The 24,322-nt window shown below is 34.1% G+C and carries 20 protein-coding genes; 17 read left to right on the forward strand and 3 right to left on the reverse strand.

Annotated features, from left to right (window positions below):
- Positions 1-27 precede the first annotated feature (27 nt).
- From pheS to NSA47_RS02055, 9 genes are all read left to right on the forward strand, one after another.
- Positions 28-1,050: a phenylalanine--tRNA ligase subunit alpha gene (gene pheS / locus NSA47_RS02015; RefSeq protein WP_257529180.1), complete on the forward strand. Its 1,023-nt coding sequence runs from the start codon at positions 28-30 to the stop codon at positions 1,048-1,050.
- A 12-nt stretch (positions 1,051-1,062) separates the two neighbouring features.
- Positions 1,063-3,450 (forward strand): phenylalanine--tRNA ligase subunit beta, encoded by a 2,388-nt coding sequence (gene pheT / locus NSA47_RS02020; RefSeq protein ID WP_257529181.1) that lies wholly within the window; start codon positions 1,063-1,065, stop codon positions 3,448-3,450.
- A gap of 238 nt (positions 3,451-3,688) precedes the next feature.
- Positions 3,689-4,261, forward strand: coding sequence for a cell division protein ZapA (locus NSA47_RS02025; protein WP_257529182.1), 573 nt, complete (start codon positions 3,689-3,691; stop codon positions 4,259-4,261).
- 135 nt (positions 4,262-4,396) lie between these two features.
- A complete protein-coding gene (locus tag NSA47_RS02030) occupies positions 4,397-6,898 on the forward strand; it encodes a U32 family peptidase (protein ID WP_257529184.1) in 2,502 nt (833 codons plus the stop codon).
- A 27-nt stretch (positions 6,899-6,925) separates the two neighbouring features.
- Positions 6,926-7,621, forward strand: a complete 696-nt coding sequence (locus NSA47_RS02035) for a response regulator transcription factor (RefSeq protein WP_257529185.1) — start codon at positions 6,926-6,928, stop codon at positions 7,619-7,621.
- Positions 7,614-9,080, forward strand: coding sequence for a sensor histidine kinase (locus tag NSA47_RS02040; protein ID WP_257529186.1), 1,467 nt, complete (start codon positions 7,614-7,616; stop codon positions 9,078-9,080). The genes NSA47_RS02035 and NSA47_RS02040 overlap by 8 nt, the downstream gene beginning before the upstream one ends.
- A gap of 101 nt (positions 9,081-9,181) precedes the next feature.
- On the forward strand, positions 9,182-11,560 hold the full coding sequence (locus NSA47_RS02045; protein WP_257529187.1) for an endonuclease MutS2: 2,379 nt from the start codon (positions 9,182-9,184) through the stop codon (positions 11,558-11,560).
- A 219-nt stretch (positions 11,561-11,779) separates the two neighbouring features.
- Positions 11,780-12,775 (forward strand): NADH:flavin oxidoreductase, encoded by a 996-nt coding sequence (locus NSA47_RS02050; protein WP_257529188.1) that lies wholly within the window; start codon positions 11,780-11,782, stop codon positions 12,773-12,775.
- A gap of 104 nt (positions 12,776-12,879) precedes the next feature.
- On the forward strand, positions 12,880-13,083 hold the full coding sequence (locus NSA47_RS02055; RefSeq protein WP_257529189.1) for a hypothetical protein: 204 nt from the start codon (positions 12,880-12,882) through the stop codon (positions 13,081-13,083).
- Positions 13,084-13,384: 301 nt separating this feature from the next.
- On the opposite strand, the gene NSA47_RS02060 is transcribed toward NSA47_RS02055, so the two are convergent.
- The gene (locus tag NSA47_RS02060; RefSeq protein ID WP_257529191.1) at positions 13,385-13,558 is read right to left on the reverse strand and encodes a hypothetical protein; all 174 of its coding nucleotides are present in this window, start codon (positions 13,556-13,558) and stop codon (positions 13,385-13,387) included.
- A 533-nt stretch (positions 13,559-14,091) separates the two neighbouring features.
- Here NSA47_RS02060 and NSA47_RS02065 point away from each other — a divergent pair.
- From NSA47_RS02065 to NSA47_RS02085, 5 genes are all read left to right on the forward strand, one after another.
- A complete protein-coding gene (locus NSA47_RS02065; RefSeq protein WP_257529192.1) occupies positions 14,092-14,328 on the forward strand; it encodes a hypothetical protein in 237 nt (78 codons plus the stop codon).
- A gap of 132 nt (positions 14,329-14,460) precedes the next feature.
- The gene (locus tag NSA47_RS02070; RefSeq protein WP_257529193.1) at positions 14,461-14,784 is read left to right on the forward strand and encodes a YkvA family protein; all 324 of its coding nucleotides are present in this window, start codon (positions 14,461-14,463) and stop codon (positions 14,782-14,784) included.
- An 8-nt stretch (positions 14,785-14,792) separates the two neighbouring features.
- Positions 14,793-15,167 (forward strand): hypothetical protein, encoded by a 375-nt coding sequence (locus NSA47_RS02075; protein ID WP_257529195.1) that lies wholly within the window; start codon positions 14,793-14,795, stop codon positions 15,165-15,167.
- 36 nt (positions 15,168-15,203) lie between these two features.
- Positions 15,204-15,530: a magnetosome magnetite crystal formation protein family gene (locus NSA47_RS02080; protein WP_257529196.1), complete on the forward strand. Its 327-nt coding sequence runs from the start codon at positions 15,204-15,206 to the stop codon at positions 15,528-15,530.
- A 108-nt stretch (positions 15,531-15,638) separates the two neighbouring features.
- Positions 15,639-16,070: a CBS domain-containing protein gene (locus NSA47_RS02085; RefSeq protein WP_257529198.1), complete on the forward strand. Its 432-nt coding sequence runs from the start codon at positions 15,639-15,641 to the stop codon at positions 16,068-16,070.
- Positions 16,071-16,202: 132 nt separating this feature from the next.
- Here NSA47_RS02085 and pflA read toward each other — a convergent pair whose 3' ends face one another.
- Both pflA and pflB read right to left on the reverse strand, forming a co-directional pair.
- The gene (pflA, locus tag NSA47_RS02090) at positions 16,203-16,940 is read right to left on the reverse strand and encodes a pyruvate formate-lyase-activating protein (protein ID WP_257529199.1); all 738 of its coding nucleotides are present in this window, start codon (positions 16,938-16,940) and stop codon (positions 16,203-16,205) included.
- A gap of 34 nt (positions 16,941-16,974) precedes the next feature.
- Positions 16,975-19,206: a formate C-acetyltransferase gene (gene pflB, locus NSA47_RS02095; protein WP_257529200.1), complete on the reverse strand. Its 2,232-nt coding sequence runs from the start codon at positions 19,204-19,206 to the stop codon at positions 16,975-16,977.
- Between the two features lie 293 nt (positions 19,207-19,499).
- Between pflB and adhE the strand changes: the two genes are divergently transcribed.
- From adhE to NSA47_RS02110, 3 genes are all read left to right on the forward strand, one after another.
- A complete protein-coding gene (gene adhE / locus NSA47_RS02100) occupies positions 19,500-22,100 on the forward strand; it encodes a bifunctional acetaldehyde-CoA/alcohol dehydrogenase (RefSeq protein ID WP_257529202.1) in 2,601 nt (866 codons plus the stop codon).
- Between the two features lie 102 nt (positions 22,101-22,202).
- The gene (locus NSA47_RS02105) at positions 22,203-23,018 is read left to right on the forward strand and encodes an FAD binding domain-containing protein (protein ID WP_257529203.1); all 816 of its coding nucleotides are present in this window, start codon (positions 22,203-22,205) and stop codon (positions 23,016-23,018) included.
- Positions 23,019-24,308 (forward strand): amidohydrolase, encoded by a 1,290-nt coding sequence (locus tag NSA47_RS02110; protein WP_257529205.1) that lies wholly within the window; start codon positions 23,019-23,021, stop codon positions 24,306-24,308.
- Positions 24,309-24,322 lie beyond the last annotated feature (14 nt).

Below are 24,322 nucleotides of genomic sequence, written 5' to 3' on the forward strand. Positions count from 1 at the left end.
AGAATAATAAAGGAAAGGAGTTCTATGATGAAAAATCAATTGGAAGAAATAAGAAAAATAGCTGAAGAAGAATTAGAGAAGGTAAAAAGCATTCAGCAATTGGAAGAATATAGGATAAAGTTATTAGGAAAAAAAGGTTTATTAACGCAGGTATTAAGGGGGATGGGAAAATTATCAGCCCAAGAACGCCCTGTTATCGGGAAGTTAGCCAATGAGGTTCGTGCTGAGGTAGAGGGAAAGATAGAAAGACAAAAGGAACAATTAAAATTAATAGAGAGTAATGCAAAACTAGAAAGAGAAAAAATAGATGTCACATTGCCTGGAAAAAGGCTTGAAGTTGGAAGTCGTCATCCCTTAACCTCAGTTTTGGATGAAATAAAAGAAATATTTCTAGGAATGGGTTTTTCAGTTGCCCAAGGGCCTGAGGTAGAGCTAAGCTATTATAATTTTGATGCCTTAAATGTTCCCAAGGAGCATTCTGCCCGTGATCTACAGGATACCTTTTATTTTAATGAAGAGATTGTCCTTAGAACTCAGACCTCCCCTGTTCAGATTAGAACAATGGAAAAAAGCAAACCTCCAATTAGAATTATCTCTCCCGGGAGAGTATATCGCTCTGATGAAATAGATGCGACCCATTCACCAGTATTCCATCAGATTGAGGGATTGGTTGTGGATAAAAACATTACTATGGGAGATTTAAAGGGCTCTTTAGATGTCTTTGCTAAAAGGCTCTTTGGTGAAAAAACCCGTACAAGGTTTAGACCTCACCAGTTTTATTTTACTGAACCCAGTGCCGAAATGGATATTTCCTGTTTTGTCTGTCAGGGAGAAGGTTGTAGGGTTTGCAAAGGAGAAGGATGGATAGAAGTATTAGGATGTGGAATGGTTCATCCCAATGTATTAAAAACCTGTGGGGTTGATCCAACAGAATATAGTGGATTTGCTTTTGGTATGGGTTTAGACCGTCTTACCATGATTAAATATGATATTCACGATTTAAGATTGATGATTGAAAATGACTTGCGCTTTTTAAAGCAATTTAAGTAGGGAGGTATTATTATGTTAGCACCATTAAAATGGTTAAAAGAATATGTTGATATTAATGTGTCCCCCAAGGAATTGGCGGACAAAATGACTATGTCGGGTACAAAGGTAGAGCAAATTGAAGAAATAGGAAAGGAAATTAACAATGTAGTAGTTGGAAAAATTCTAGAAATTAATCCCCATCCACAGGCAGATCGATTAGTGGTAACTAAGGTTGATATTGGAGAAAATATTATTCAAATTGTCACTGGTGCCAATAATATTTCCGAAAATGACTATATCCCTGTTGCATTAGTGGGATCGACACTGCCAGGGAATATAAAAATAAAGAAAAGTAAGCTAAGAGGAATAGAATCTCAAGGGATGATGTGTTCAGCCGGAGAATTGGGAATGAATCTAGAGGGATTGCCAGAAGAACAGATTAGTGGCATCTATATATTCCATAAAGAATATCCTTTGGGCATGGACGTCAAAGAAATATTGGGATTAGATGAAGTGTTGGTAGAATTTGAATTAACCAACAATAGACCGGATTGTCTCTCGATTATAGGATTAGCAAGAGAGGTGGCTGCAACCTTAAAACAGCCCCTTGTAATGCCTTTTATGGATATTAAAAATGAAGTAGAACATATCCAGGACTATGCGACTATAGAGGTAAAAGCCCCTCATCTTTGCCATAGATATATGGGAAGAATAGTTAAGGATATAAAAATCGCACCCTCCCCAAAGTGGATGCAAGATAAATTATTAAAGATGGGTGTGCGTCCTATAAATAATATTGTTGATGTTACTAATTATGTAATGCTAGAGACCGGACAACCTCTTCATGCCTTTGATTGCAATAAATTGGGAGATAATAAAATCATCGTAAGAACAGCCCGAGATGGGGAGAAAATGATCACGCTAGATGATGTGGAAAGGGAATTGGATTCCTCTACTTTAGTTATAGCAGATGCGAATAAACCTATAGCTATTGCAGGAGTAATGGGTGGCGAAAATACTGAGGTTGACGAAAATACCAAGACAATACTATTAGAGTCAGCAAATTTTGATGCTATTAGTGTACGAAAAACAGCTAAAAAGTTAGGACTAAGGACAGAAGCTTCTAACCGATATGAAAAGGGATTGGATCCCAATCTAGTAGAATTAGCCATGAATCGTGCACTACAACTTTTAGAGGATATTCATGCAGGAGTTGTTGTAGGGGGGAGTGAGGATATTTATCCTAACCCTGTATTGCCCCACCATATTGATGTTGATCCCCAATGGATAAATAAGTTTATTGGTATTGACTCCTCTTCTGAAGAGATGGCTGAGTATTTGGAAAGATTAGATATGGAAGTGGAAATAGATGAAGTTTTAAAAATTCAGGTACCAACCTTTCGCCAGGATATTGTATTGCCGGTGGATGTTGCAGAAGAAGTGGCAAGATTATATGGATATGATAAAATACCACCCACAAGCATGTCAGGCATTGCAGTTGAAGGGAAAAGAACTCCCTTGCAGAAGTTAGAAGATAAAACAAAGGATCTGTTGATAGGTTTGGGAGGATATGAAATTGTCACCTATTCCTTTGGTACTCCTAAAAACCTAGATCAATTAAAAATAGCTGAGGATGACGAAAAACGTCAAGCACTAATGCTGATTAATCCTTTGGGAGAAGAAAATAGCATGATGCGTACTACTTTAATGGGCAATATGCTCCAAGTAGTGGCTCATAATATTCATAGGAATGTAGATAAGGCTACATTTTTTGAATTAGCCAGTACCTATCATCCCAGAGAACTTCCCATTGTAAATTTACCCCTAGAGGTACAAAAGTTATGCATTGGGATGTACGGAGAAGTAGACTTTTTTGATCTAAAGGGAAGAGTAGAAAATCTATTGGATATGTGTGGTATTGTAGGATATGAGTTTAAAGGGGTTAAGATTCCTACTTTTCATCCAGGCCGTGCTGCAGAGGTAATATTTAAAGGAGAAGTTTTAGGCGTATTGGGTGAGATCCATCCTAGAGTAGCTGAAAACTTTGATATTAATGAGAGAATATATATAGGAGAATTTAATTTTGATGCTTTATACAAAAACAGCAATCTAAAACGACATTTCAAAGATTTACCTAAATATCCTTCAGTAACAAGGGACATTGCCCTATTGGTGGAAGAGGATATTCACGCTAGAGAGATTGAAAAGATTATTGAAAAGTATGGAAATAGCCTAATGGAGTCCTATGAACTTTTTGATGTATATCAAGGTAAACAAATTCCAGAGAAGCATAAAAGTCTAGCATATTCAATTATATATAGAAGGCAAGATCGTACTCTTACCGATGAAGAAGTAAATAAAGTACACAATAGGATAGTCCAAGAACTAAGAAATAAGTTGGATGCTCAATTAAGAGAATAAAAAGCCTGAGTTTTCAGGCTTCTTGGAAAAATTAAAGCATCTACTGCAAATGCAGTCTCTTAGTATTTTCTATTAGGAATTGAAGTTATTTCCCTATAGTTTGTAAGGGACTAGTTGATTTATTTTCATTCTTCTTATGGTTCACCGAATCTTTTATGATATAATAAAATTTATAGAAGGACTTCCAGAAAGTTTGACGAATACAAAGTATAAACAAGATTTTAAAGGGGCGAAATCCATGGAGGAGAATAAAAAGATTGTTATAAGCATACAGGGAAATGAGTATACAATGAAGGGAAATGTTCCCCAAGAACATATCAGTAAAATAGCTAGACAGGTAGATTATATAATGGACGAAATTGGTAAAAAAAATACCCTGATGAATAAAAACATGGTTGCTGTTCTGTGTTCCTTGAATCTTGCCGATCAACTTTATCGTGCCCAAGAAAGAGTGGATGAATTAGAAAATAAAATGGTTGACGTAGACAATCTATCAGAATTAGCAACACAGTTAAAAACGGCACAACAAAATGCTGATTATAGTCAAGAGAAATACCAGAAAGTAAAATCAGAGCTTACAGATGCAAATTTGGAACTAGCAAGATATCAAGAAATGATGCAAAGCTATGAAGAAAAAATCAAGCAAGATAAAGTTGAAATGGATGCAGCACGACAGACAATCATGGATTTACAAAATCAAATTTTTGATAATCAAATAGAAATTGTAAAAATGAAAAAAGAATTAGATTCTTATAAATACAGAATCAATACGGATAAAAAAATTTATCCTTACTATAAGGGTGGAAAATAATTATCCTATCACAGGATAAAATAAATTAAATATAGAATTCTTGTAAGTATCATTATTCTATAATGATACTTTTCCTTTATGAAATAGAAAAACAAGTCATAATCATAAAAGATTAAGTATTATAGGAGAGAAAAGATGGAACAAAATAAAAAACCTGAATTATTATCACCGGTTGGTAGTCCAGAGGCTTTAGTGGCCGCCGTAGAAAATGGAGCAGATGCAATATATCTTGGGGGAAAAAAATTTAGTGCAAGACAGTATGCATCTAATTTTGATGAAAAAGAGTTAAAAAAGGTTATAGAATATTGTCATATACAAGGAGTACGGGTTTATATTACCATAAATACCCTACTTAAGGAGGAAGAACTATCCTCCATTATTGATTATATAGTTTTTTTATACAAAATAGGAGTAGATGCACTCATTATACAAGATTTAGGGTTGTTAAAAATAATACAAAGGCTTCTTCCAGATTTTCCCTTTCAAAGTAGTACGCAAATGACCATTCATAGTTTAGAGGGAGTCAAATTACTGGAACGGGAAGGTTTTTATAGAGTGGTATTAGCCCGTGAGTTATCTCTAAAAGAAATAAAAAGCATTGTACAAGAAAGCAATACTGAGATAAAGATATTTAATCATGGAGCCTTGTGTATATGTTATTCGGGGCAATGTTTAATGAGTAGTATGATCGGAGGAAGAAGTGGAAATAGGGGAAGATGTGCTCAGCCCTGTAGAAAAAGATATTCTTTGGTGGACTTGGATGATTTTGGGCATAATAGAGAAAATAAATATGCATTTTTATTGAGCCCAAAGGATTTAAGTACTCTTGAACAAGTGAAAGATTTAATTGAAAGTGGTGCCCATTCTTTTAAAATTGAGGGGAGGATGAAAAGGCCCGAATATGTAGCCATTGTTACATCTCTTTATAGAAAAGCTATTGATCAATATTATAGTAAACAGCAGATAGAGATAACAGAACAAGATATAAAAAACCTAAAGCAAATCTTCAATAGAGGATTTACTACAGCCTATCTCTTCTCGGACCAAAGAGGAAATATCATTTCCAAAGAAAAACCTAATAATAGAGGGCTGTATTTAGGAAAGATCTATTCTATAGACAATAAAAGTAAAAAAATGCATGTCCTACTAGAAGAATCTTTAGAAATAGGAGATGGGATTGAAGTTTGGACAGAGGACAAGAATAATTCTGGTATGCAGGTATCTCATATAGAGATGAATAATAGAGAAGTAAAAAGGGCTAAGGCAGGAGAAAAAATAAGTTTATCCTTGCTAAACAATGTTAAAATAGGGAATTCCCTTTACAAGACTTCAGATATAAGTTTATTAAAAGAAGCCCAAAATAGTTTCAAAAATCTATATCATAAAAAAAGACCTATTTGGGGTGCTGCAACCATGAAAATAGGGAAGGCATTAACACTAGGTTTATGGGACGAAAATCATCATTTTGTATCAATAGAAAGTGATACTTTGGTTGAAAAAGCAATTCATAGGCCCATGGACAGACATAAGATCCAAGAGCAATTAGGTAAACTGGGAGGGACCCCCTTTGAATTAATAGATATAGAGATTGATATGGATGAAAATAGCATAATCCCTATAAAGGAGATCAACCAAGTCAGAAGAAAAGGCATAGAAAGTCTTACAAAAGAAATTCTGAAAGTGGATAGAAGGATAGATAAGCTAGTAATAAAGGAAAAGGTACAAGAACTTTGGAAGTTGCCTATAGCCCAAAGGGAAAAAGAAATCTTTCATCCCTTCTTAGTGGCTAAGGTCAATCGTATGACATCCCTAAAAGCAGTGCTGGAAACCGATGTTTCTGAAGTCATATTTGGGGGAGATATTGATTTTGATATTAAACTATATGAAAAAGCCCTAAATTTAGCTAAGGAAAAAGAAAAGTCCATTGTGTTTTCCTTCCCAAGAATAACAAGAAAAAATTATATAGATCAGTTAGTAAGGCATAGACAGGATATAAAAAAATTGAATCCTGATGGATTGCTATTGTCCAATTTAGAAATGGTACACTTCTTTAGGGATTTTCCCATGGAGAAAGAAGGGGATTTTACTTTAAATGCCTTTAACCATTTCGCTATAGAAAAACTTGAAGAAATGGGACTGGAAAATATCTGCATATCACCGGAATTGACTTTAAAAGAGATTGAAAAAATTCAGAAGTATACCCATATCCCGCTAACGCTTTTTGTCCATGGATTTATGGAGATGATGATCTCTGAATATTGTCCCATCACCTGTAAACAAAACAAGCAGGATTGCTATCCTTGTAGAAATAATAGGAAATTTGGATTGAAAGACGAAAAGGGAATAACCTTTCCTCTTTATATAGACGATTTTGGTAGAAGTCATATATTAAACTCTCAAAAGCTATGTCTACTAGAAAACCTTTCAGATGTAGTTAAATTAAACTTTAAAAAATTGAGAATTCAGTTTAACATGGAAAATGAGCAGGAGATTATAGAAACGATGAAAGCCTATGAAGAATATCTTAATAATTTACAAAGGGGACGACATACAATTCCCCAAAGGGCAGAAAAATTAATCAATAAAATTAGAGAACAAGGATTAACCAAGGGACATTATTATAGAGGAGTATTATAATAGGGGATAAGGAGGTGAAGAGTGTATATGGAGCAAAAAACAAGGGTATTGGTAGTAGAAGACGAAGAAAATATGCGTCAATTGCTAAGACTGTATTTCGAACGAGAAAACTTTATCATGGATGAAGCAATAAATGGAAAAGATGCCTTGGATATATTTAAGAAAAACACCTATGATTTGATTGTATTAGATGTCATGTTACCAGAACTAGATGGATGGGCGGTATGTAGGAAAATACGTCAAATATCAAAAATTCCTATTATTATGGTCACGGCCAGGGGAGAAGAATTTGATCGATTATTTGGTTTTGAACTAGGAGTGGATGATTATATTGTAAAACCCTTTAGTCCTAGGGAGCTAATAGCCCGGGTAAAGGCATTGCTAAGAAGATCAATTCATAAACCACGAAATGAACAAAGAGAAACCTTGTTTTTAAAGGAAATTACTATAGACTTAAAATCAAGAGAAGTATATCTAAAAAATAAGAGAATAAACCTTACTCCTAAGGAATATGACTTGCTTTTATTTCTTATACACCATAGAAACACTGTCTTTACACGAGAACAACTTTTACAGAAGGTATGGGGATATGAATACTTCGGTGACTTGCGTACTGTGGATACTCATATACGAAGACTAAGGGAAAAGCTAGAAGAATACCATCATTATATTGCAACGGTTTGGGGAGTGGGGTACAAACTTGAGGTGGAGGATTATGAATAAAAGCCTAGTTTGGAAACTATGGTTAACTTTAATTATATTCCTTCTCATCATATTTATTTCCAGCATATTTATCCAACAGACATTTTTAGAAAAATATTATTACGGGCAACTGGAAAATGAACTAACCAAAAATGCTGAAAGACTTTTGCGATCCATTAATAAAAAAGGAATGGCTTATATACCAGAAGAAGCAGAGGAAGTAGCGGATTCTATTACAGGCGGGGTTGTCGTTACAGACCGTTTTGGGAAAAAACTGATAGAGGTAGGAGTGCTCCCCTATGGAGAGGGCAAGGGGTATTCTTATGATGATTTTATCCAAGTTATCAATAGTAAAAAAGTCTATAAAATTAATGAAGATAGTGTAGAGGAAAAAATGTATGTCCTTGGACAGCCCATAATAAAAAACATCCCTTCAAAATATAAAGGCAAGGAAGAATGGTTAACAAATGAAAGAGTGTCAGATTATTCCAATGAAAGAATAGTGGGTACCATATTTTTGAACACTCCCATAACATCTATTGAGAATACTTTGGATAGAATTAAAAAGCAATTAATATGTGCAGCTATTATTATTTTAATGATTTGGAGCATGATTACCCTATACCTTCTAAAGAAATTTTCTAAACCCTTGTTAGAAATAAACAAAGTAACTATGGATTTAATTGAAGGGAAATACAGCGAGATAACCAGCATAAAAAGAAAAGATGAAATTGGTCGTCTCTCTGAGAATATCAATAAACTTTCTAAACGATTATACGCAGAAGAACGTATGCGAAAGGATTTGGTTGCAAACATTTCTCATGAAATTCGAACTCCTCTTAGTCTAATGAGAGGATATACAGAAGTACTTATTGATGGTATGGCTAAAAATAAGGAAGAAGAGAAAAAGTATTTAGGTATAGTGTTGTCTGAAACTGAACGATTACAACATTTGGTATCTGACCTATTGGATTTATCTCAAATTGAGGAGGGACTCCTCAGGGTAGAAAAACAACCTATTTTAATTGACCATCTAATTCGGCACGTCATTGATACCCATGAATCCTTATTTGATAAAAATAATTTAAAGATTCACTATAATATAAGCAATCCTAATTTAATGGTGTGGGCAGATGAATTTAGAATTTTTCAAGTATTAATCAATTTATTAAATAACTCAATCAATCACACTCCCCAAGGGGGGGAGATTTTTATTGATGTAGTCGAAGGGGACAGATTATCTACAATCTGTATTAGAGATACTGGAGAAGGTATGCTGCCAAAAGATATTCCTTTTATATGGGAAAGATTTTACAAGGGGGATCGTTCACGAAGTGAGAAAAAGAACAATCTAGGGATAGGACTTGCCATTGTCAAAAATATTCTCACTGCCCATGAAAGTAATATCACTGTAGAAAGTGAAATAGGAGTAGGTACAGAAATCTGTTTTACTCTTTCTAAATATATAAGTAAAGAGTAAGAGATTCTATTGTACTCGCTAAATATGAGTAGGCTTAGGAAAGATAAGTTATTTGGTATAATAGATAGAGATAGAATATTAATTAAATAGAGAGGTAAGCCATGAATGAAAAATCTTTAAGAGTATTAGAATATTTTAAGATAATAGAAGAAGTATCCCAATATGCAAATTCTCCATTGGGGAGGGAAAAAATATTATCCCTTAGGCCTATAACAGACTTGGAAAAAGTAAGGGGGAAGTTACAGGAAACCACAGAATCAGTAGCTATTGTTCTACAGAAAGGAAGGATTCCTCTAGAGGGCCTCACCGATATAGGTCCGTTTTTAAAAAAAGCCAAAATAGGTTCAATTTTATCCCCTGGGGAATTGTTAAAAATAGCTAGAAGTCTGAAAATCTGTGAAAATGTTAAAGATTATATTAAAGAAGAAAGAAATCAAATTAGCCCTTACCCAATTATTAGTAGCATTATAGAAGAATTAGTTGAATTACCTGGTTTGACAAAGGAACTCCTTAGGGTAATTATAGGCGAAGATGAATTATCAGATCACGCCAGTCCAACCTTGCATAGAATTAGAAAACAAATACAGGGAAAAAATAATGCTTTAAGGGATAAACTAAATAAAATGATTCACTCAACCCATTATCAAAAATACCTTCAGGAGCCAATTGTCACCTTAAGGGGAGATAGATATGTTATTCCTGTAAAACAAGAATATAGGGCCAATGTGGCGGGTTTAATTCATGACCAGTCTTCCAGTGGTGCTACTTTATTTATAGAACCTATGTCTATTGTGGAAATGAATAATGATCTAAAGACACTAATCGGGCAAGAAGAGGAAGAAATAGAAAGAATTCTAATAGAATTTACAGGAATAATTGAAAATAATTATGAAGTCATCTCCAATAATTTTGAATTATTAGGAAAACTAGATGCCATATTTGCTAAGGGGAATTATAGTTTAAATATAAGGGGGAGTGAACCCTTATTAAACCATGAGGGATATATTAACTTTAAGCAGGCTAGACATCCCCTTATTCCCGATAAAGATGTGATGCCATCGGATATTTTTTTAGGAAGAGATTTTCATACCTTACTCATTACTGGTCCAAATACAGGGGGAAAAACCGTTACTTTAAAAACCATTGGTCTATTATGTTTAATGGGGCAATCAGGACTCCATATTCCTGTAAAGGATGGCAGTGAAATGGCAATATTTCATAAGGTTTTTGCGGATATAGGAGATGAACAAAGTATTGAACAGAGCCTAAGTACCTTTTCTTCCCATATGACCAATATTGTAGATATTTTAGATGAAGTTGACGAGAGATCTTTAGTCCTATTTGATGAACTGGGGGCAGGCACCGATCCAACAGAAGGAGCGGCTTTGGCTATGTCTATATTGGACTTTTTACACAAAAAAAATATTAGAACGGTAGCCACTACCCATTATAGTGAACTTAAAGAATATGCACTGTCTACCCAAGGGATAGAAAATGCCGCTGTAGAGTTTAACATAGAAACTCTAAGGCCAACTTATATTTTACAAATTGGATTACCTGGAAAGTCAAATGCTTTTGAAATATCCAAGAGGCTAGGTCTCATGAACGAAGTGATAAACCAAGCAAGGGAATATATTTCTCAAGAAGATATACAGTTTGAGGATTTGCTTTTGGATATAGAGACAAAAAGAAAACAAATAGAAGAAGAATCTATAAGGATTAAAAATAAGAGATTAGAAATAGAGAATCTTAAAAATCAGTTGGAGGAGAAAGAACTAAGATTTAATGAAAAAAAAGATAAACTTATGCAAAGGGCAAGGGAAGAAGCCTTGGAGATTGTTAAAGAAGCGAAGACCCAGATGGATGAAATTATAACTGAATTAAGAAGATTGGAAAAGGAACAAATCCTCAAAGGGCATAATAAATCTATAGAAAATGCCAAAAAGCAGTTAAGAGAATCCGAAAATGATATTCAAAAGGAATTAGCTAAGGCTGGTGTGCCAAGGATCTCCTATAGTGTTCCCAAGGATTTAAAGCCAGGGGATGAAGTATTAATCACTACCTTAAACCAGAAGGGTTTTGTATTATCCCTACCTGATGATAAAGATGAGGTACAAATACAAGCGGGTATCATGAAGATCAATGTCCATATTAATAATCTGTCTAAGCTAAACAATAAAAAAGAGAAGACCTTTATGCAAAAAACCTCAAGGACGATAAAGGCTAAGACAATAAGTATTTCTCCTCAACTAGATTTAAGGGGCAAGACCACTGAAGAAGCTATTTTAGATACAGACAAATATTTAGATGATGCCTATCTTGCCAATTTAGGGACCATTACCATCATTCATGGAAAGGGTACAGGTGCCCTAAGAAAAAGCATTCATGATCTGTTAAAAAGTCATACTCATGTGAAGGATTATAGAATTGGCAAGTATAATGAGGGGGGAGAAGGTGCTACTATCGTCAGCATTAAATAACTAGAGATATTTATCAGTTAAATGCTTAAAAACAATACTTGTTGTTGATTGTATTCTAAAAAAGTGTTAGTATGACATAACATAGATAATTTAATTTAGTATAGGCAAGGAAAAATCTATGTAGATATGAAATATAAGTAGGATAAAATTCTATTGCGATGAATATAATACTAAAAGTAATCAAGCAATGAAATGAATCTTCTTAAAGGAGGATTTACAATGGTTAAATTATTGGATTCCTTTAATATCAAGGGAATAAATATTAAAAATCGAATAATTATACCTCCTATGGCTATGAATTTGGCCGATGCACAGGGAGGGGTAACCCAAGAAGTTATTGATCATTATGAAAAAATGGCCAAAGTGGGTGCAGGTACAATTATTCTAGAACATTGCTATGTCGACATAAAAGGGAAAAATAGCCCGGGTCAATTAGCCATAGATAGAGATGAATGTATAGATGGACTGAGAGAAATTGCAAAAGTTATTCACAGGCATGGCGTGGCTTGTGGGGTGCAAATAAATCATTCTGGCAGTATTGCTCCCTCTACTGTTATAGGACAAAAACCCATGGGACCTTCCACTATTATTCATCCAAAAGGTGATGAAATGCCTAATGAGATGAGCGATGCAGATATTGATGAAGTGAAAAAGAATTTTAAAGATGCAGCTTTAAGGGTGAAAAAGGCAGGATTTGATTTTGTAGAAATTCATGGATGCCATGGCTATTTATTAAATCAGTTTATATCTCCCATAACCAATACTAGAATGGATGAATATGGAGGCATAAGGACCAACAGAATTAAATTACCCTTGGAAATAGTAGAAGAAATTCGTCGAGAAGTAGGAGAGGACTTTGCTATTTTTTATAGAATAGCTGCTGCAGACAATATAGAAGATGGGATTACCATTGATGATGCAAAATATTTAGCTGTAAAACTAGTGGAATCTGGGGTAGATGTGCTGGATGTGTCAGCAGGGTTAGGAGGAGCAAGATTAATTACCGATCAACAAGGGTATTTTGTTTACCTAGCGGAGGGCATTAAATCCGTAATTAATGTCCCTATAATTACCACCGGAGGAATTAAGGAGCCCATCTTTGCATATCATGTTATTAATGATTGTAAAGCCGATATGATAGGTATAGGTAGGGCCATATTGAATGATCCATTATGGGTACAAAAAGCATATGAACAATTAAAGGACATAGAATAAAGAAGAGTTGATTTTATATCACTCTTTTTTTTTATAAAGAAGGAAATAAGAAATATTTATAGAATATATTAAATATTCTATAAATAACTAAAGGGGGAGTTTCAATGACAGCGAATAATTTGATTTCTGTTAAAAAAGATTTGCAAAAGCTTCAAAAACAGTTAAGTCTTGAGGTAACAAAAGGTAGATATAAGGATACTAACAAAATTAAAACCTTAAAGGAAGAAATTAAAGAAAAAAAGCTAGAGATTGGAAATATCACTAAATCAATGATTTCCCAGATTGTTATTGAAACGAAAACTAAATAAGTTTAGTTGAATAGGGGCGAAAAGCTCCTATTTTTGTTTTATAGATGTTCACCCAGGACAATCGAACATTATCTAAGGGAAGAAGCTCTGTTGTCCCTTCTGTTTTAAGGACAAATAAAGAGAAATAAAAAAAGTTATAAAAAGCCTTGCAATAGTGTATATTGTATACTATAATAAGGTGAACGGAAAATTTATCATATTTAAACTCCCCTTTATGATAATGAATTCCCCTTTAATTTTTAAACCTTGGGTCCCCCACCCAAGGTTTTTGTTTTTAACAAATTGATAATATAAAGACTACCTATTGATTATTTTGATTGATCCATTGATCTGGAAATTTCTTTGTATAGAGTTCTCCATAGTACTTGATCTTCATATTAATAAGACTTTGGTCTTCAATACCTCTTAACATACCCGTAGGCATTGTATTTAACGGATTTTCATTGGAAAGAATATCTTTTTTTTCTTTAGACATTGCACTCCTCCTTTACAAGATCGGCTATTACCGCTCTATAAATATAGGGAAGTTTGGTCTTTTGCTAGCAAGAAGAGCTTTCCTATATCATATAAAAAGAATAATATTCTCCATCTAAAATCCCTAATACATTATTATTTTTTACAGTTTTCATTATTTTACCCCTGGAAAGTTATATAAGAATCTTTAGGATCAATCTATAGAAGTTTAGATCAGTAAACTATAGAGTAAATGGTTTTTCTAAAAATAAACATTTTAAAAAAGATTTTTTAGGGAGCCATATATTGGATTGCATTTATTAATAGTTGAAAAAAGCATGGTGTAAGGATATAATATTTTCATGATAGGAGAGATTTATCTTGTTTACGAGCAATGAAATTTTCTCATATCACAAGAAGAGATTGTAGGAAATATCCGCTGACGTAGTCAGAGCAATGCTCAAACAGCACATTTTGTCACAGTCAAAGGATAAGCTACTCTAGTGGAAACAACTTTGCTGCTCTTCTTGTACAATTTAAAAAGGATGTATAGGAATGAGATATATTGCTGGATTAATTATTTTTTTCTCTTTTTGCTATGGGGTATTTGTAAACTATAAAAAGTTTGCCAAGGAAGCCAATAGAGAAATATTAAAAGAAGTAAGGAAAAATGGATATTCATCCTATAAGGATTATATAAAGGATGCCCAGAGGAAGGAAGCTGTTCTTAGAAGAAAAAAGAGAACCAGGGAAAGATGGGAAAAACATCATAAAAAATATAAAGAACAGTAATCCATGCTTTCTTAGCAAAAAATAAACTAAGAGAGGACTTAAATGCTTATTACACCTTGAAATAAACATACGAGCTTTAATTTTTAGATAAAATAGAGAAAAGAAATACAAAATAATGCAGAGGTGTATTATATGAAACCCTATAAAATAAAACAACTTCTTAAAAAGATAAAATCTCTTTATAAATATATTTTAGATCAGGAGGTTCCTTTTTATAAAAAGCTAGCTATTATATTTGGCTTTGTTTATTTACTCTTTCCTTTTGATATTATTCCCGATCCCATATTGGGATTAGGATTAGTTGATGATATTGCAGTATTGGTCTTTATTTTTAATGCGTTTCAGGGGGAACTAGATAGATATGAAAAAAAGGCTAACCTTAAAAATAAGGAAAAGGACAATATCATCGAAGATATAGACTATCAAGTAAAAGATAGAGATGAAAGAGGGGAGTAATTATAATTATGGAAAAAATTTTACCTATTGTATTAATACTCATTGGAATTGGAGTGCCTATGTATTATACTGGGAGAAATTCTAAACCACAAAATGTTTTTAAGCAAATTATTAAAAACCTTCAAGAAAATCCTGAGGGAATGTGGTATCATTATTTTACTAAAAGAGGTATGGAGAAATGGATGGCCTGTGAAGATTTTACAGCGGGAAAAATCAAGTCTGTGGATATCCTAGAGTATAATTATGAAAATTATACTGGAAAGCTAAAAACTAGGCTTAATCTAGAGGAAAATGAATATATATATCATTTTCATTTAGTAAAAAACCCTGATGTCCGTGCCAAAAGCAGATGGGTAATTAGTGATTTATACAAGGGAAAATAGAGTATCAATAGAAATTAAAATTATAGGGGGAAAAAAATGCTCACATCTGAACAAAAAATATTAGCTCTTATTTCCCACTTAGGAATTTTTGTGGGTTTTCCCATATTAGCTCCTTTATTAATCCTGTTACTTTCCCAAGATGATATTATAAAAATACAGGCAAAGGAAGCTTTGGTCTTTCAATTGGGATTGGTTATATTAACCTTTATAGGGAAAATATTTATTATCTTATTAATTGGAATACCTATACTGATTTTTGTGGGTATAATTACCGTTGTTTGCCCAATCGTTGCAGCTGTGTCCTTTATAAAAAATGGATATTACTCTTATCCCATAACAGGAGAGTTGGCAAAAAAGTTATAAATATGGAATTGTTTGTCCTTTGATTTTGAAAGTTTAATTAATTTCCAGTGTAAATCTACAGAAAAAAGTAAACTCTAGTAGTAATAAACTAAAGGAGGATGATAACTCTTGAAATTAAAGGATATTATGACAACTAATGTAAAATACGTTACCACACAAGATAATATAACCAATGCTGCAAAAGTGATGGAAAATTTAAATGTTGGTGTAGTGCCAGTCTGTGAAGGGGAAAGGCCAATTGGTATGATTACAGATAGAGATATTGTTTTACGAAATGTAGCTAAAGGAACAGATTATAATAATACAAGTGTTGGAGATATTATGAGCAATGGTGTAATCTATGGAACACCTGGCATGGATGTGCATGAAGCAGCAAGTTTAATGGCAGAAAATCAAATACGCAGATTACCGGTTGTTGAAGATGGAAAAATTGTAGGGATTGTTTCCATAGGAGACTTATCCCTTCAAGATAAACTTATAGATAATGCGGGAGAAGCTTTAAGTAATATATCCCAACCGTCACAACCCAATATGTATTGATTATGCAGCACATGAAAGTGCTTAGCGTGGCTTCGATGAAATAGAAGAATTTGCTCTCAGAAGGGCATGATGAACTTTCTTATTTTATAAAAATATCGCACCCTAATGGGGTGCGATATTTCTTTTATATTTCTATATTACAGCTTCTATGTTATTGGCTAAAAACATGTCCTGAATGGTTTCCATCTCTTCTGGTGTTGGTGTGGGAGTATCTTTCAAAGTGTATTCATATCCCATCTCTTCCCACTTATGGATACCCAAGGGATGGTAGGGAAGAAGTTCTACTTTTTCCACATTTTTTAAGGACTTAATAAAAGCGATTAATTTTCTTAAATCATTCTTATTATCTGTAATTCCAGGAACCACTACATGCCGAATCCAAACTTTAATATCTTTATTGGAAAGATATTTGGCAAACTCCAAGATTTTGCCATTATCTTTACCAGTAAGGTCTTTATGACTTATTGGATCGATATGCTTAATATCCAATAAAACTAAATCAGTGTAATTTAATAACTCCTCTATTCGATGGATATGGGTATAACCGCAAGAGTCAATGGCCGTATGAATATTGTGCTTTTTTAATTCCTTAAAAAGAGAAGTAATAAAGGGAGCTTGAAGGGTGGGCTCTCCGCCAGAGATAGTTACGCCTCCCCCTGAAAAATGCAAGTAGTTTTTATATTTTAGAATATCTTCTACTAGCTGCTCAACCGTAAAGAGATTACCTCCATTGACCTCCCAAGTGTCACAATTATGACAATATTTACATCTTAGAGGGCAACCTTGCATAAACACTACATATCGAATACCAGGACCATCAACCGTTCCGCAAGTTTCTATAGAATGAATTCTTCCGATATCTTTTTCCATATTTTTCACCTCATAGGGATATTTTTAAAAAATATTACATTCTTTCATGGAAGGTTCTGCTTAATACCTCTAATTGTTGTTCTCGAGTAAGTTTTACAAAATTTACAGCATATCCAGATACACGAATAGTTAATTGGGGATAATTTTCTGGATGTTCCATAGCATCTAAAAGCGTTTCTTTATTTAAAACATTAATATTGATGTGATGTCCATTTTGTGCTACATACCCGTCAATAATTGCTTTAAGATTATTAATTCGGTCCTTTACAGACTTTCCTAATGTTTTTGGAACAATGGAGAATGTATAGGAAATTCCATCTTGGCTATGGGCATAGGGTAATTTTGCTACTGAATTACAGGAAGCAAGAGCACCTTTTTCATCTCTACCGTGCATTGGATTTGCTCCAGGGGCAAAAGCTTCACCGACTTTTCTACCATCTGGTGTACTCCCTGTTTTTTTACCATAGACCACATTTGAAGTAATGGTTAAGACTGACTGAGTTGGAATAGAATTACGATAAGTGGGGTGCTTTCTTATTTTATTCATAAATTCTCTCACCAAGTTTACGGCGATTTCATCAACCCTTTGGTCATCATTACCGTACTTAGGGAAATCCCCCTCAATCTCAAAATCAACGGCTAATCCCTGAGTATTTCTTATGGTTTTTACCTTGGCATATTTTATGGCACTTAGGGAATCGGTAATAACAGAAAGGCCAGCAATACCACAAGCCATAGTTCGAACAACGTCTTTATCGTGTAAAGCCATTTGTGCCTTTTCATAGGAATATTTGTCATGCATATAATGAATGATATTTAGGGCATTTACATAGGTTTCTGCCAACCAATCTAGGGTAGTATCCAATTTATCTAAAACTTCTTGATAGTCTAGATATTCAGAAGTAATAGGTTTAGCACTAGGTGCAACTTGGACAAATTTCTTTTCATCTACACCACCATTGATAGCATATAAAAGAGCCTTGGCTAAATTTACTCTTGCTCCGAAGAACTGCATCTGCTTACCTATTTTCATAGCGGATACACAACAGGCTATACCATAATCATCACCATATTCTGGTCTCATCAAGTCGTCACTCTCATATTGAATAGAACTTGTATCAATAGATACTTTGGCGCAATAGTCCTTAAAAGCAGAAGGAAGGTGAGTTGACCATAATATTGTAAGATTTGGTTCTGGTGCTGGACCTAAATTATAAAGAGTATGAAGAATCCTAAAGGAACTTTTGGTTACTAAGGTTCGCCCATCTATACCCATTCCACCTATGGATTCTGTAATCCAATTGGGATCGCCACTAAATAAATCATTGTATTCGGGAGTGCGTAGAAATCTTATCATTCTCAACTTCATGATAAATTGATCCATTAATTCTTGGGCTTCATCTTCTGTAATTATTCCATTTCTCAAGTCTCTTTCAATATAAATATCCAGGAAGGTGGAGACCCTACCTAAAGACATTGCAGCTCCATTTTGATCCTTTACAGCTGCTAAGTATGCAAAATATGTCCACTGAAAAGCCTCTTGGGCATTTGATGCAGGACAAGAAATATCATAGCCGTAGGATGCAGCCATTTCTTTCATATCCTTTAGTGCTTCAATCTGCTCACTAAGTTCTTCACGAAGACGAATGACATCTTCGGTCATGGTTTTATTATTTAATTGAGATTTTTCCTCTTCTTTTTTATCAATGAGAAAGTCAATACCATATAGGGCTACTCTTCTATAATCTCCAATAATTCTACCCCTTCCATAGGCATCAGGTAATCCTGTGATAATACCAGCACTACGAGCTTTCTTCATTTCAGGAGTGTAGGCACTAAAGACACCATCATTGTGGGTCTTTCTATATTTAGTAAAGATTTCTTCAACTTGTGGATCAATAGAAAGATCATAGGCTTGGGCAGAGGATTTTACCATACGGTAACCACCAAAGGGCATAAGGGCTCTTTTAAGAGGTTTATCAGTTTGCAGCCCAACTATTTTTTCTAAAGCATTGTCAATATATCCTGGTTTATGAGAGGTTATAGTTGAAACAAGGGAGGTATCGGCTTCCAATAACCCATTATTATCCAACTCTTTTTGCATTAAAATTTTTACCTCGTCCCAAAGCTTTTTGGTACCCTCTGTAGGATCATGAAGAAATTCCTCATTTCCTTCATAGGGCGTATAATTATTTTGAATAAAGTTACGTACATCAATTTGCTCAGTCCATATATTTTTATTAAAATCATTCCAAGATGAAAACATATTTATGCCTCCTTTTTATATTCTTTATTACTTGTATACAGTATACGACATATATAAAATAAAAACAATAGGAATAGTAAAGAATGATAAAAAAATTAAAAAATAACAAAAGTATATTGACAAAAATATAACAAATGGTTTATAATCCTATTAACGATATAAACAAACTTTTTATATCAAGGGAAATAAATAGAAAAAAATCCCAATAAACAAGAAAGGAAGTAAGTATACAACCGAACCACCATTTTTTTTAGCAAACATTAGTTAAAAATATAACAATTGGAGGGTTTAAAATGGCTATTTTAGAGAAAGATATAAACAAACAAAACTTATCTGTTGAGGAAACAATCAATCAACTTGTTGAAAGAGCAAAGATTGCCAAGAATGCTTTCCTAACGATGGATCAAAATCATGTAGATGAAATTGTCAAAAATATGACTTTGGCAGGAATAGATCATCACATGATATTAGCAAAATTGGCTACCCAAGAGACCAATAGAGGGGTTTATGAGGACAAAATGATTAAAAATCTTTTTGCCACTGAATATATATATAATAAAATTAGGGAAGAAAAAACGGTTGGGGTTATTGAAGAAAATGCAGAAGAGGGTTATATGGAAGTGGCAGAACCTATTGGTATCATAGCCGGTATAACTCCGGTAACTAACCCAACTTCAACCACTATGTTTAAAATCTTAATATCAATAAAAACAAGAAATCCAATTATTTTTAGTTTTCATCCAAGTGCTCAACAATGTAGCAAAAGAGCTGCTGAAATACTAAGAGAGGCAGCAATAAAGGCAGGAGCCCCTGAGGATTGCATACAATGGATAGAAGACCCATCTATTGAGGCAACTCAAAGTTTAATACAGCATAATGATATTGCATTAATCTTAGCTACTGGCGGTGGGGGGATGGTAAAGTCAGCCTATAGCTCCGGTAAACCAGCTTTAGGGGTTGGACCTGGGAATGTACCCTGTTATATAGAGAAAAGTGCCAATGTCAAAAGGGCTGTTACTGATTTAATTCTAAGCAAAACCTTTGATAATGGAATGATTTGTGCCTCAGAACAAACAGTAATTTTAGATAAAAAGATTGCCGATATGGCCATAAGATTTATGAGAGAAAATGGGTGTTACTTTTTAAATAAAGAAGAGACAAAAAAATTACAGTCCACTGCTTTTATAAAAGAAAAGAAAATATTAAATTCCGATATCGTAGGTAAAAGTGCAGAGAAAATAGCTGAAATGGCTGGAATTGAAGTGCCTAGAGGAACTAAGATTCTGATAGCTCAATTACAAGGTGTAGGAAGAAATTATCCTCTTTCCGGTGAAAAGCTCAGTCCTATATTAGCTTGTTATATGGTGAATGATTTTCATGAAGGGATTCAAAGATGTATTGAAGTAACAGAATTTGGTGGACTAGGACATTCGGCAGTTATTCACTCTAATGATGATCATATTATAAAAGAATTTGGAGAAAAAGTTAGGGTGGGAAGATTAATAGTAAATTCTCCTTCTACCTTTGGAGCCATTGGAGATATCTATAATTCGAATATACCCTCTCTTACTTTAGGATGTGGTTCAATGGGAAATAACTCAACCACAGACAATGTAAATATAGATAATTTAATAAATAAAAAAAGAATGGCCTTTAGAAAGACCAATATGCAGTGGTTTAAAATACCTCCAAAAATCTATTTTGAACCTGGCTCCATAGCTTATTTATCACAACTGGAAAATGTAAAAAGAGCTATGATAGTTACTGATCAAATGATGGTAGATTTGGGATATGTGGAAAAGGTTTTATATCATTTAAAGAAACAAAATATCCTTACCGAGGTATTCTCTGACGTAGAGCCAGATCCTTCTGTAGAAACTGTTATAAATGGAGCAAAGGCTATGGAAAGATTTAGACCCGATGGAATAATCGCATTGGGCGGGGGATCAGCTATGGACGCCGCTAAAGGCATGTGGTTATTTTATGAACAGCCAGAAGTAGATTTTAAAAACTTGCGTATGAAGTTTTTAGATATCCGAAAAAGAACTTTTAAATTTCCAAAGTTAGGAAGTAAAGCACAATTGATTGCAATTCCTACTACAAGTGGAACAGGTTCTGAAGTTACCTCTTTTACAGTAATAACCGATAAGAAAAACAATATAAAATATCCCCTAGCGGATTATTCATTAACGCCCAATATAGCCATTATAGATCCGGATTTTGTCATGACTGTACCGCCTTCTGTTACCGCAGACACGGGACTAGATGTTTTAACCCATGCTTTGGAAGCTTATGTTTCAGTTATGGCTTCAGATTATACTGATGGTTTAGCTTTAAAGGCAATTGAATTGGTATTTGAATACCTTCCTAAAGCCTATCAAGATGGTAGCGATGCCATTGCTAGGGAAAAAATGCACAATGCTTCCTGCATTGCAGGTATGGCCTTTACCAATGCGTTTTTGGGAATTAACCATAGTTTGGCCCATAAAATAGGGGGAGAGTTCCATATATCCCATGGTAGAGCCAATGCAGTTTTATTACCCCATGTAGTTTATTATAACGCCCAAAAACCTAGTAAATTTGCTTCCTTCCCTAAATATGAATATCATCAAGCAGCAGAAAAATATGCAAAGGTTGCTAGATATTTAGGACTAAAGGCAAAAACTACCGAAGAGGGAGTAGAAAATCTAATACAAGAAATTATCACCCTGATGAAAAAGGTGAATATTCCACTTTCTTTTAAGGATTGTGGTATTGAAGAAAAAATATTTGAAGAAAAAGTATATAAAATAGCTGAAAATGCCTTTGAGGATCAATGTACTCCTGCCAATCCTAGAATGCCTCTAATCAGCGAAATGGAAGAAATCCTTTGGAAGGCTTATGGAAGAAAATAGTTAAAAAGAAATTTACGGAGCAGAAGTTCCGTAAATTTCTTTTTTTAACTATTTATTTGATATATACTATAAAAAACGGTCAATATACTAGGAGGGTATTTAGTGGAGTATTTTAAGGCACAAACATTACAACAAGCCAGCCAATGGGCTGAAAAATATGGTCAAAAAGCAGTGCTTTTAAATGGAGGCACAGATGTTATCTATAGAATGGATAAGGAGATGTTTAATCCTGAAGTTTTAATAGATATTAAGGAAATATCTGAACTAAAGAGATTAAATTATAAAGAAAAAGAAAGATTGGAAATTGGGGGAGCCATAACGATCAATGAGTTGGGTAAAATTGAGGGGATATTTAAACCCTTCTCTTATTTAATGGAAAATGCCTATAAATTTGGTGGTAGCGCCACAAGAAATCGAGCCACCCTAGTGGGAAACATTTGTAATAAGGTTTATCCAATGCCGTATTTTGGCACTATCTTGTTAGTATTAGAGGCATATATAGAAATCTATCATTATAAAACAGGGGTAAGAACTCTCAATGTAGAGGAATTTTTAAGTCTGCCAACTGAGAAGAGGTTGATTGATGGAGAAATTATTAAGACCTTGTACATACCTTATATGCCTGGAACAGGTGTATATGTCAATGAAAATATAAAAGATCAAATTCCTGCGGGATTTTCCCTTGCCTTATATCGTGGGGGAAAAATCAACATTGCCTTTGGAAATTTTCATCAATCTCCTAGGCGCCTGTCAGCATGGGAAGAACAAATAAAAGTTAAAGGATTGAGCTTTTTACTTTTAAAAAATATGTTATTAAGCATTTTTGGAAATCTGCACCACGGTAAAGAACAATATGTAGAGGATTTTGCCCGTGAAATGATGCTACTTTTAGAGGGAAATAAGGCAGGAGGTGAGTAAATGAAAAGAATAATTAAGAATGCTACAATATTTACACAAAATGAAAATAGAGACATGATTGAAAAGGGATATTTAATTACACAGGATGAAAATATTATTGAAATCGGCCCCATGGATCAATATAAAGAAATTCCTATGGATGCTGAAATCATAGAGGGAGATAATTATCTCATAACCCCTGGATTCATCAATGCCCACACTCATGTAACGATGACATTACTAAGGGGATATGCCGATGACTTACCCTTATGGACCTGGCTTTCTGAAAAAATGTGGCCCCAAGAAGACAAATTAACCAATGAAGATGCCTATTGGGGCTCTTTATTGAGTATAATTGAAATGATAAAGAGCGGAACCACTACTTTTAATGATATGTATATGTTTATGGATAAAACTGCCCAAGCTGTGAAAGAAAGCGGGATAAGAGCTTGTCTTTCTAGGGGTTTACAAGGGCCCGATGATAAATCATTAAAACGCTTGGAGGAAAATAAGCTTCTTTATAGACAGTGGCACAATGAAGCTCAAGGTAGAATTAAGATAATGGCAGGACCTCATGCGGTTTATACCTGCGAACCCTCCTATTGGGAAGAATTGTTAAATATGGTGCAGGAGTTTAATATGGGAATTCACACCCATCTATCTGAAACTCGAATGGAGGTGGAGAATTGCCAAAAAGCCTATGGGAAATCCCCAGTGCAACATATGTTGGACATGGGAGTTTTTCAGCATCCTGTAGTCGCTGCCCATGGAGTACATCTGACTGATGTAGATATAGAAATATTGAAAAACAATCCTGTAAGTATTGTATATAATCCTGGTAGTAATTTAAAGTTAGGTAGTGGGTTAGCCCCTATACCAAAACTGTTGGACAAGGGTGTTAATATAGCCTTGGGGACTGATGGCGCAGCTAGTAATAATAACTTGGATCTACTGGAGGAGATTCGGTTAGCGGCTCTACTCCATAAGGGATTTATGGAAGATAGCACAGTCATTACTGCACAACAAGCCTTAGACATGGCAACGATAGGTGGATCTAAAGCCCTATCTTGGAAGGAAATCGGGTCTTTAGAGGTAGGGAAAAGGGCAGATTTGACTATGCTCAGTATGAAAGAGTCTACATTTTATCCTAAATTCAATTTAATGTCCCATCTTGTTTATTCTAGTCATTCTTCTCAGGTGGAAAATGTAATGGTAAATGGGAACTGGATACTAAGAAATAAAGAATTAACTATGATTGATGAAGAGAAAGTAATCTTTCACATAGAAAAGATAAAAAATAAATTCCAATAAATATTATAAGGCAG

It is taken from the genome of Irregularibacter muris (assembly GCF_024622505.1).
GTDB lineage: Bacteria > Bacillota > Clostridia > Eubacteriales > Garciellaceae > Irregularibacter > Irregularibacter muris.

Excerpts from the sequence above, each read along its gene's own strand:
- NSA47_RS02080 (WP_257529196.1), top strand. The coding sequence starts at position 15,204 with ATGCTCACATCTGAACAAAAAATATTAGCTCTTATTTCCCACTTAGGA.
- adhE (WP_257529202.1), top strand. The coding sequence starts at position 19,500 with ATGGCTATTTTAGAGAAAGATATAAACAAACAAAACTTATCTGTTGAG.
- NSA47_RS02075 (WP_257529195.1), top strand. The coding sequence starts at position 14,793 with ATGGAAAAAATTTTACCTATTGTATTAATACTCATTGGAATTGGAGTG.
- NSA47_RS02110 (WP_257529205.1), top strand. The coding sequence starts at position 23,019 with ATGAAAAGAATAATTAAGAATGCTACAATATTTACACAAAATGAAAAT.
- NSA47_RS02065 (WP_257529192.1), top strand. The coding sequence starts at position 14,092 with ATGAGATATATTGCTGGATTAATTATTTTTTTCTCTTTTTGCTATGGG.
- pflA (WP_257529199.1), bottom strand. The coding sequence starts at position 16,940 with ATGGAAAAAGATATCGGAAGAATTCATTCTATAGAAACTTGCGGAACG.
- NSA47_RS02045 (WP_257529187.1), top strand. The coding sequence starts at position 9,182 with ATGAATGAAAAATCTTTAAGAGTATTAGAATATTTTAAGATAATAGAA.
- NSA47_RS02035 (WP_257529185.1), top strand. The coding sequence starts at position 6,926 with ATGGAGCAAAAAACAAGGGTATTGGTAGTAGAAGACGAAGAAAATATG.
- NSA47_RS02025 (WP_257529182.1), top strand. The coding sequence starts at position 3,689 with ATGGAGGAGAATAAAAAGATTGTTATAAGCATACAGGGAAATGAGTAT.
- pflB (WP_257529200.1), bottom strand. The coding sequence starts at position 19,206 with ATGTTTTCATCTTGGAATGATTTTAATAAAAATATATGGACTGAGCAA.
- NSA47_RS02030 (WP_257529184.1), top strand. The coding sequence starts at position 4,397 with ATGGAACAAAATAAAAAACCTGAATTATTATCACCGGTTGGTAGTCCA.
- NSA47_RS02040 (WP_257529186.1), top strand. The coding sequence starts at position 7,614 with ATGAATAAAAGCCTAGTTTGGAAACTATGGTTAACTTTAATTATATTC.
- pheS (WP_257529180.1), top strand. The coding sequence starts at position 28 with ATGAAAAATCAATTGGAAGAAATAAGAAAAATAGCTGAAGAAGAATTA.
- NSA47_RS02070 (WP_257529193.1), top strand. The coding sequence starts at position 14,461 with ATGAAACCCTATAAAATAAAACAACTTCTTAAAAAGATAAAATCTCTT.
- NSA47_RS02060 (WP_257529191.1), bottom strand. The coding sequence starts at position 13,558 with ATGTCTAAAGAAAAAAAAGATATTCTTTCCAATGAAAATCCGTTAAAT.
- NSA47_RS02050 (WP_257529188.1), top strand. The coding sequence starts at position 11,780 with ATGGTTAAATTATTGGATTCCTTTAATATCAAGGGAATAAATATTAAA.
- NSA47_RS02055 (WP_257529189.1), top strand. The coding sequence starts at position 12,880 with ATGACAGCGAATAATTTGATTTCTGTTAAAAAAGATTTGCAAAAGCTT.
- pheT (WP_257529181.1), top strand. The coding sequence starts at position 1,063 with ATGTTAGCACCATTAAAATGGTTAAAAGAATATGTTGATATTAATGTG.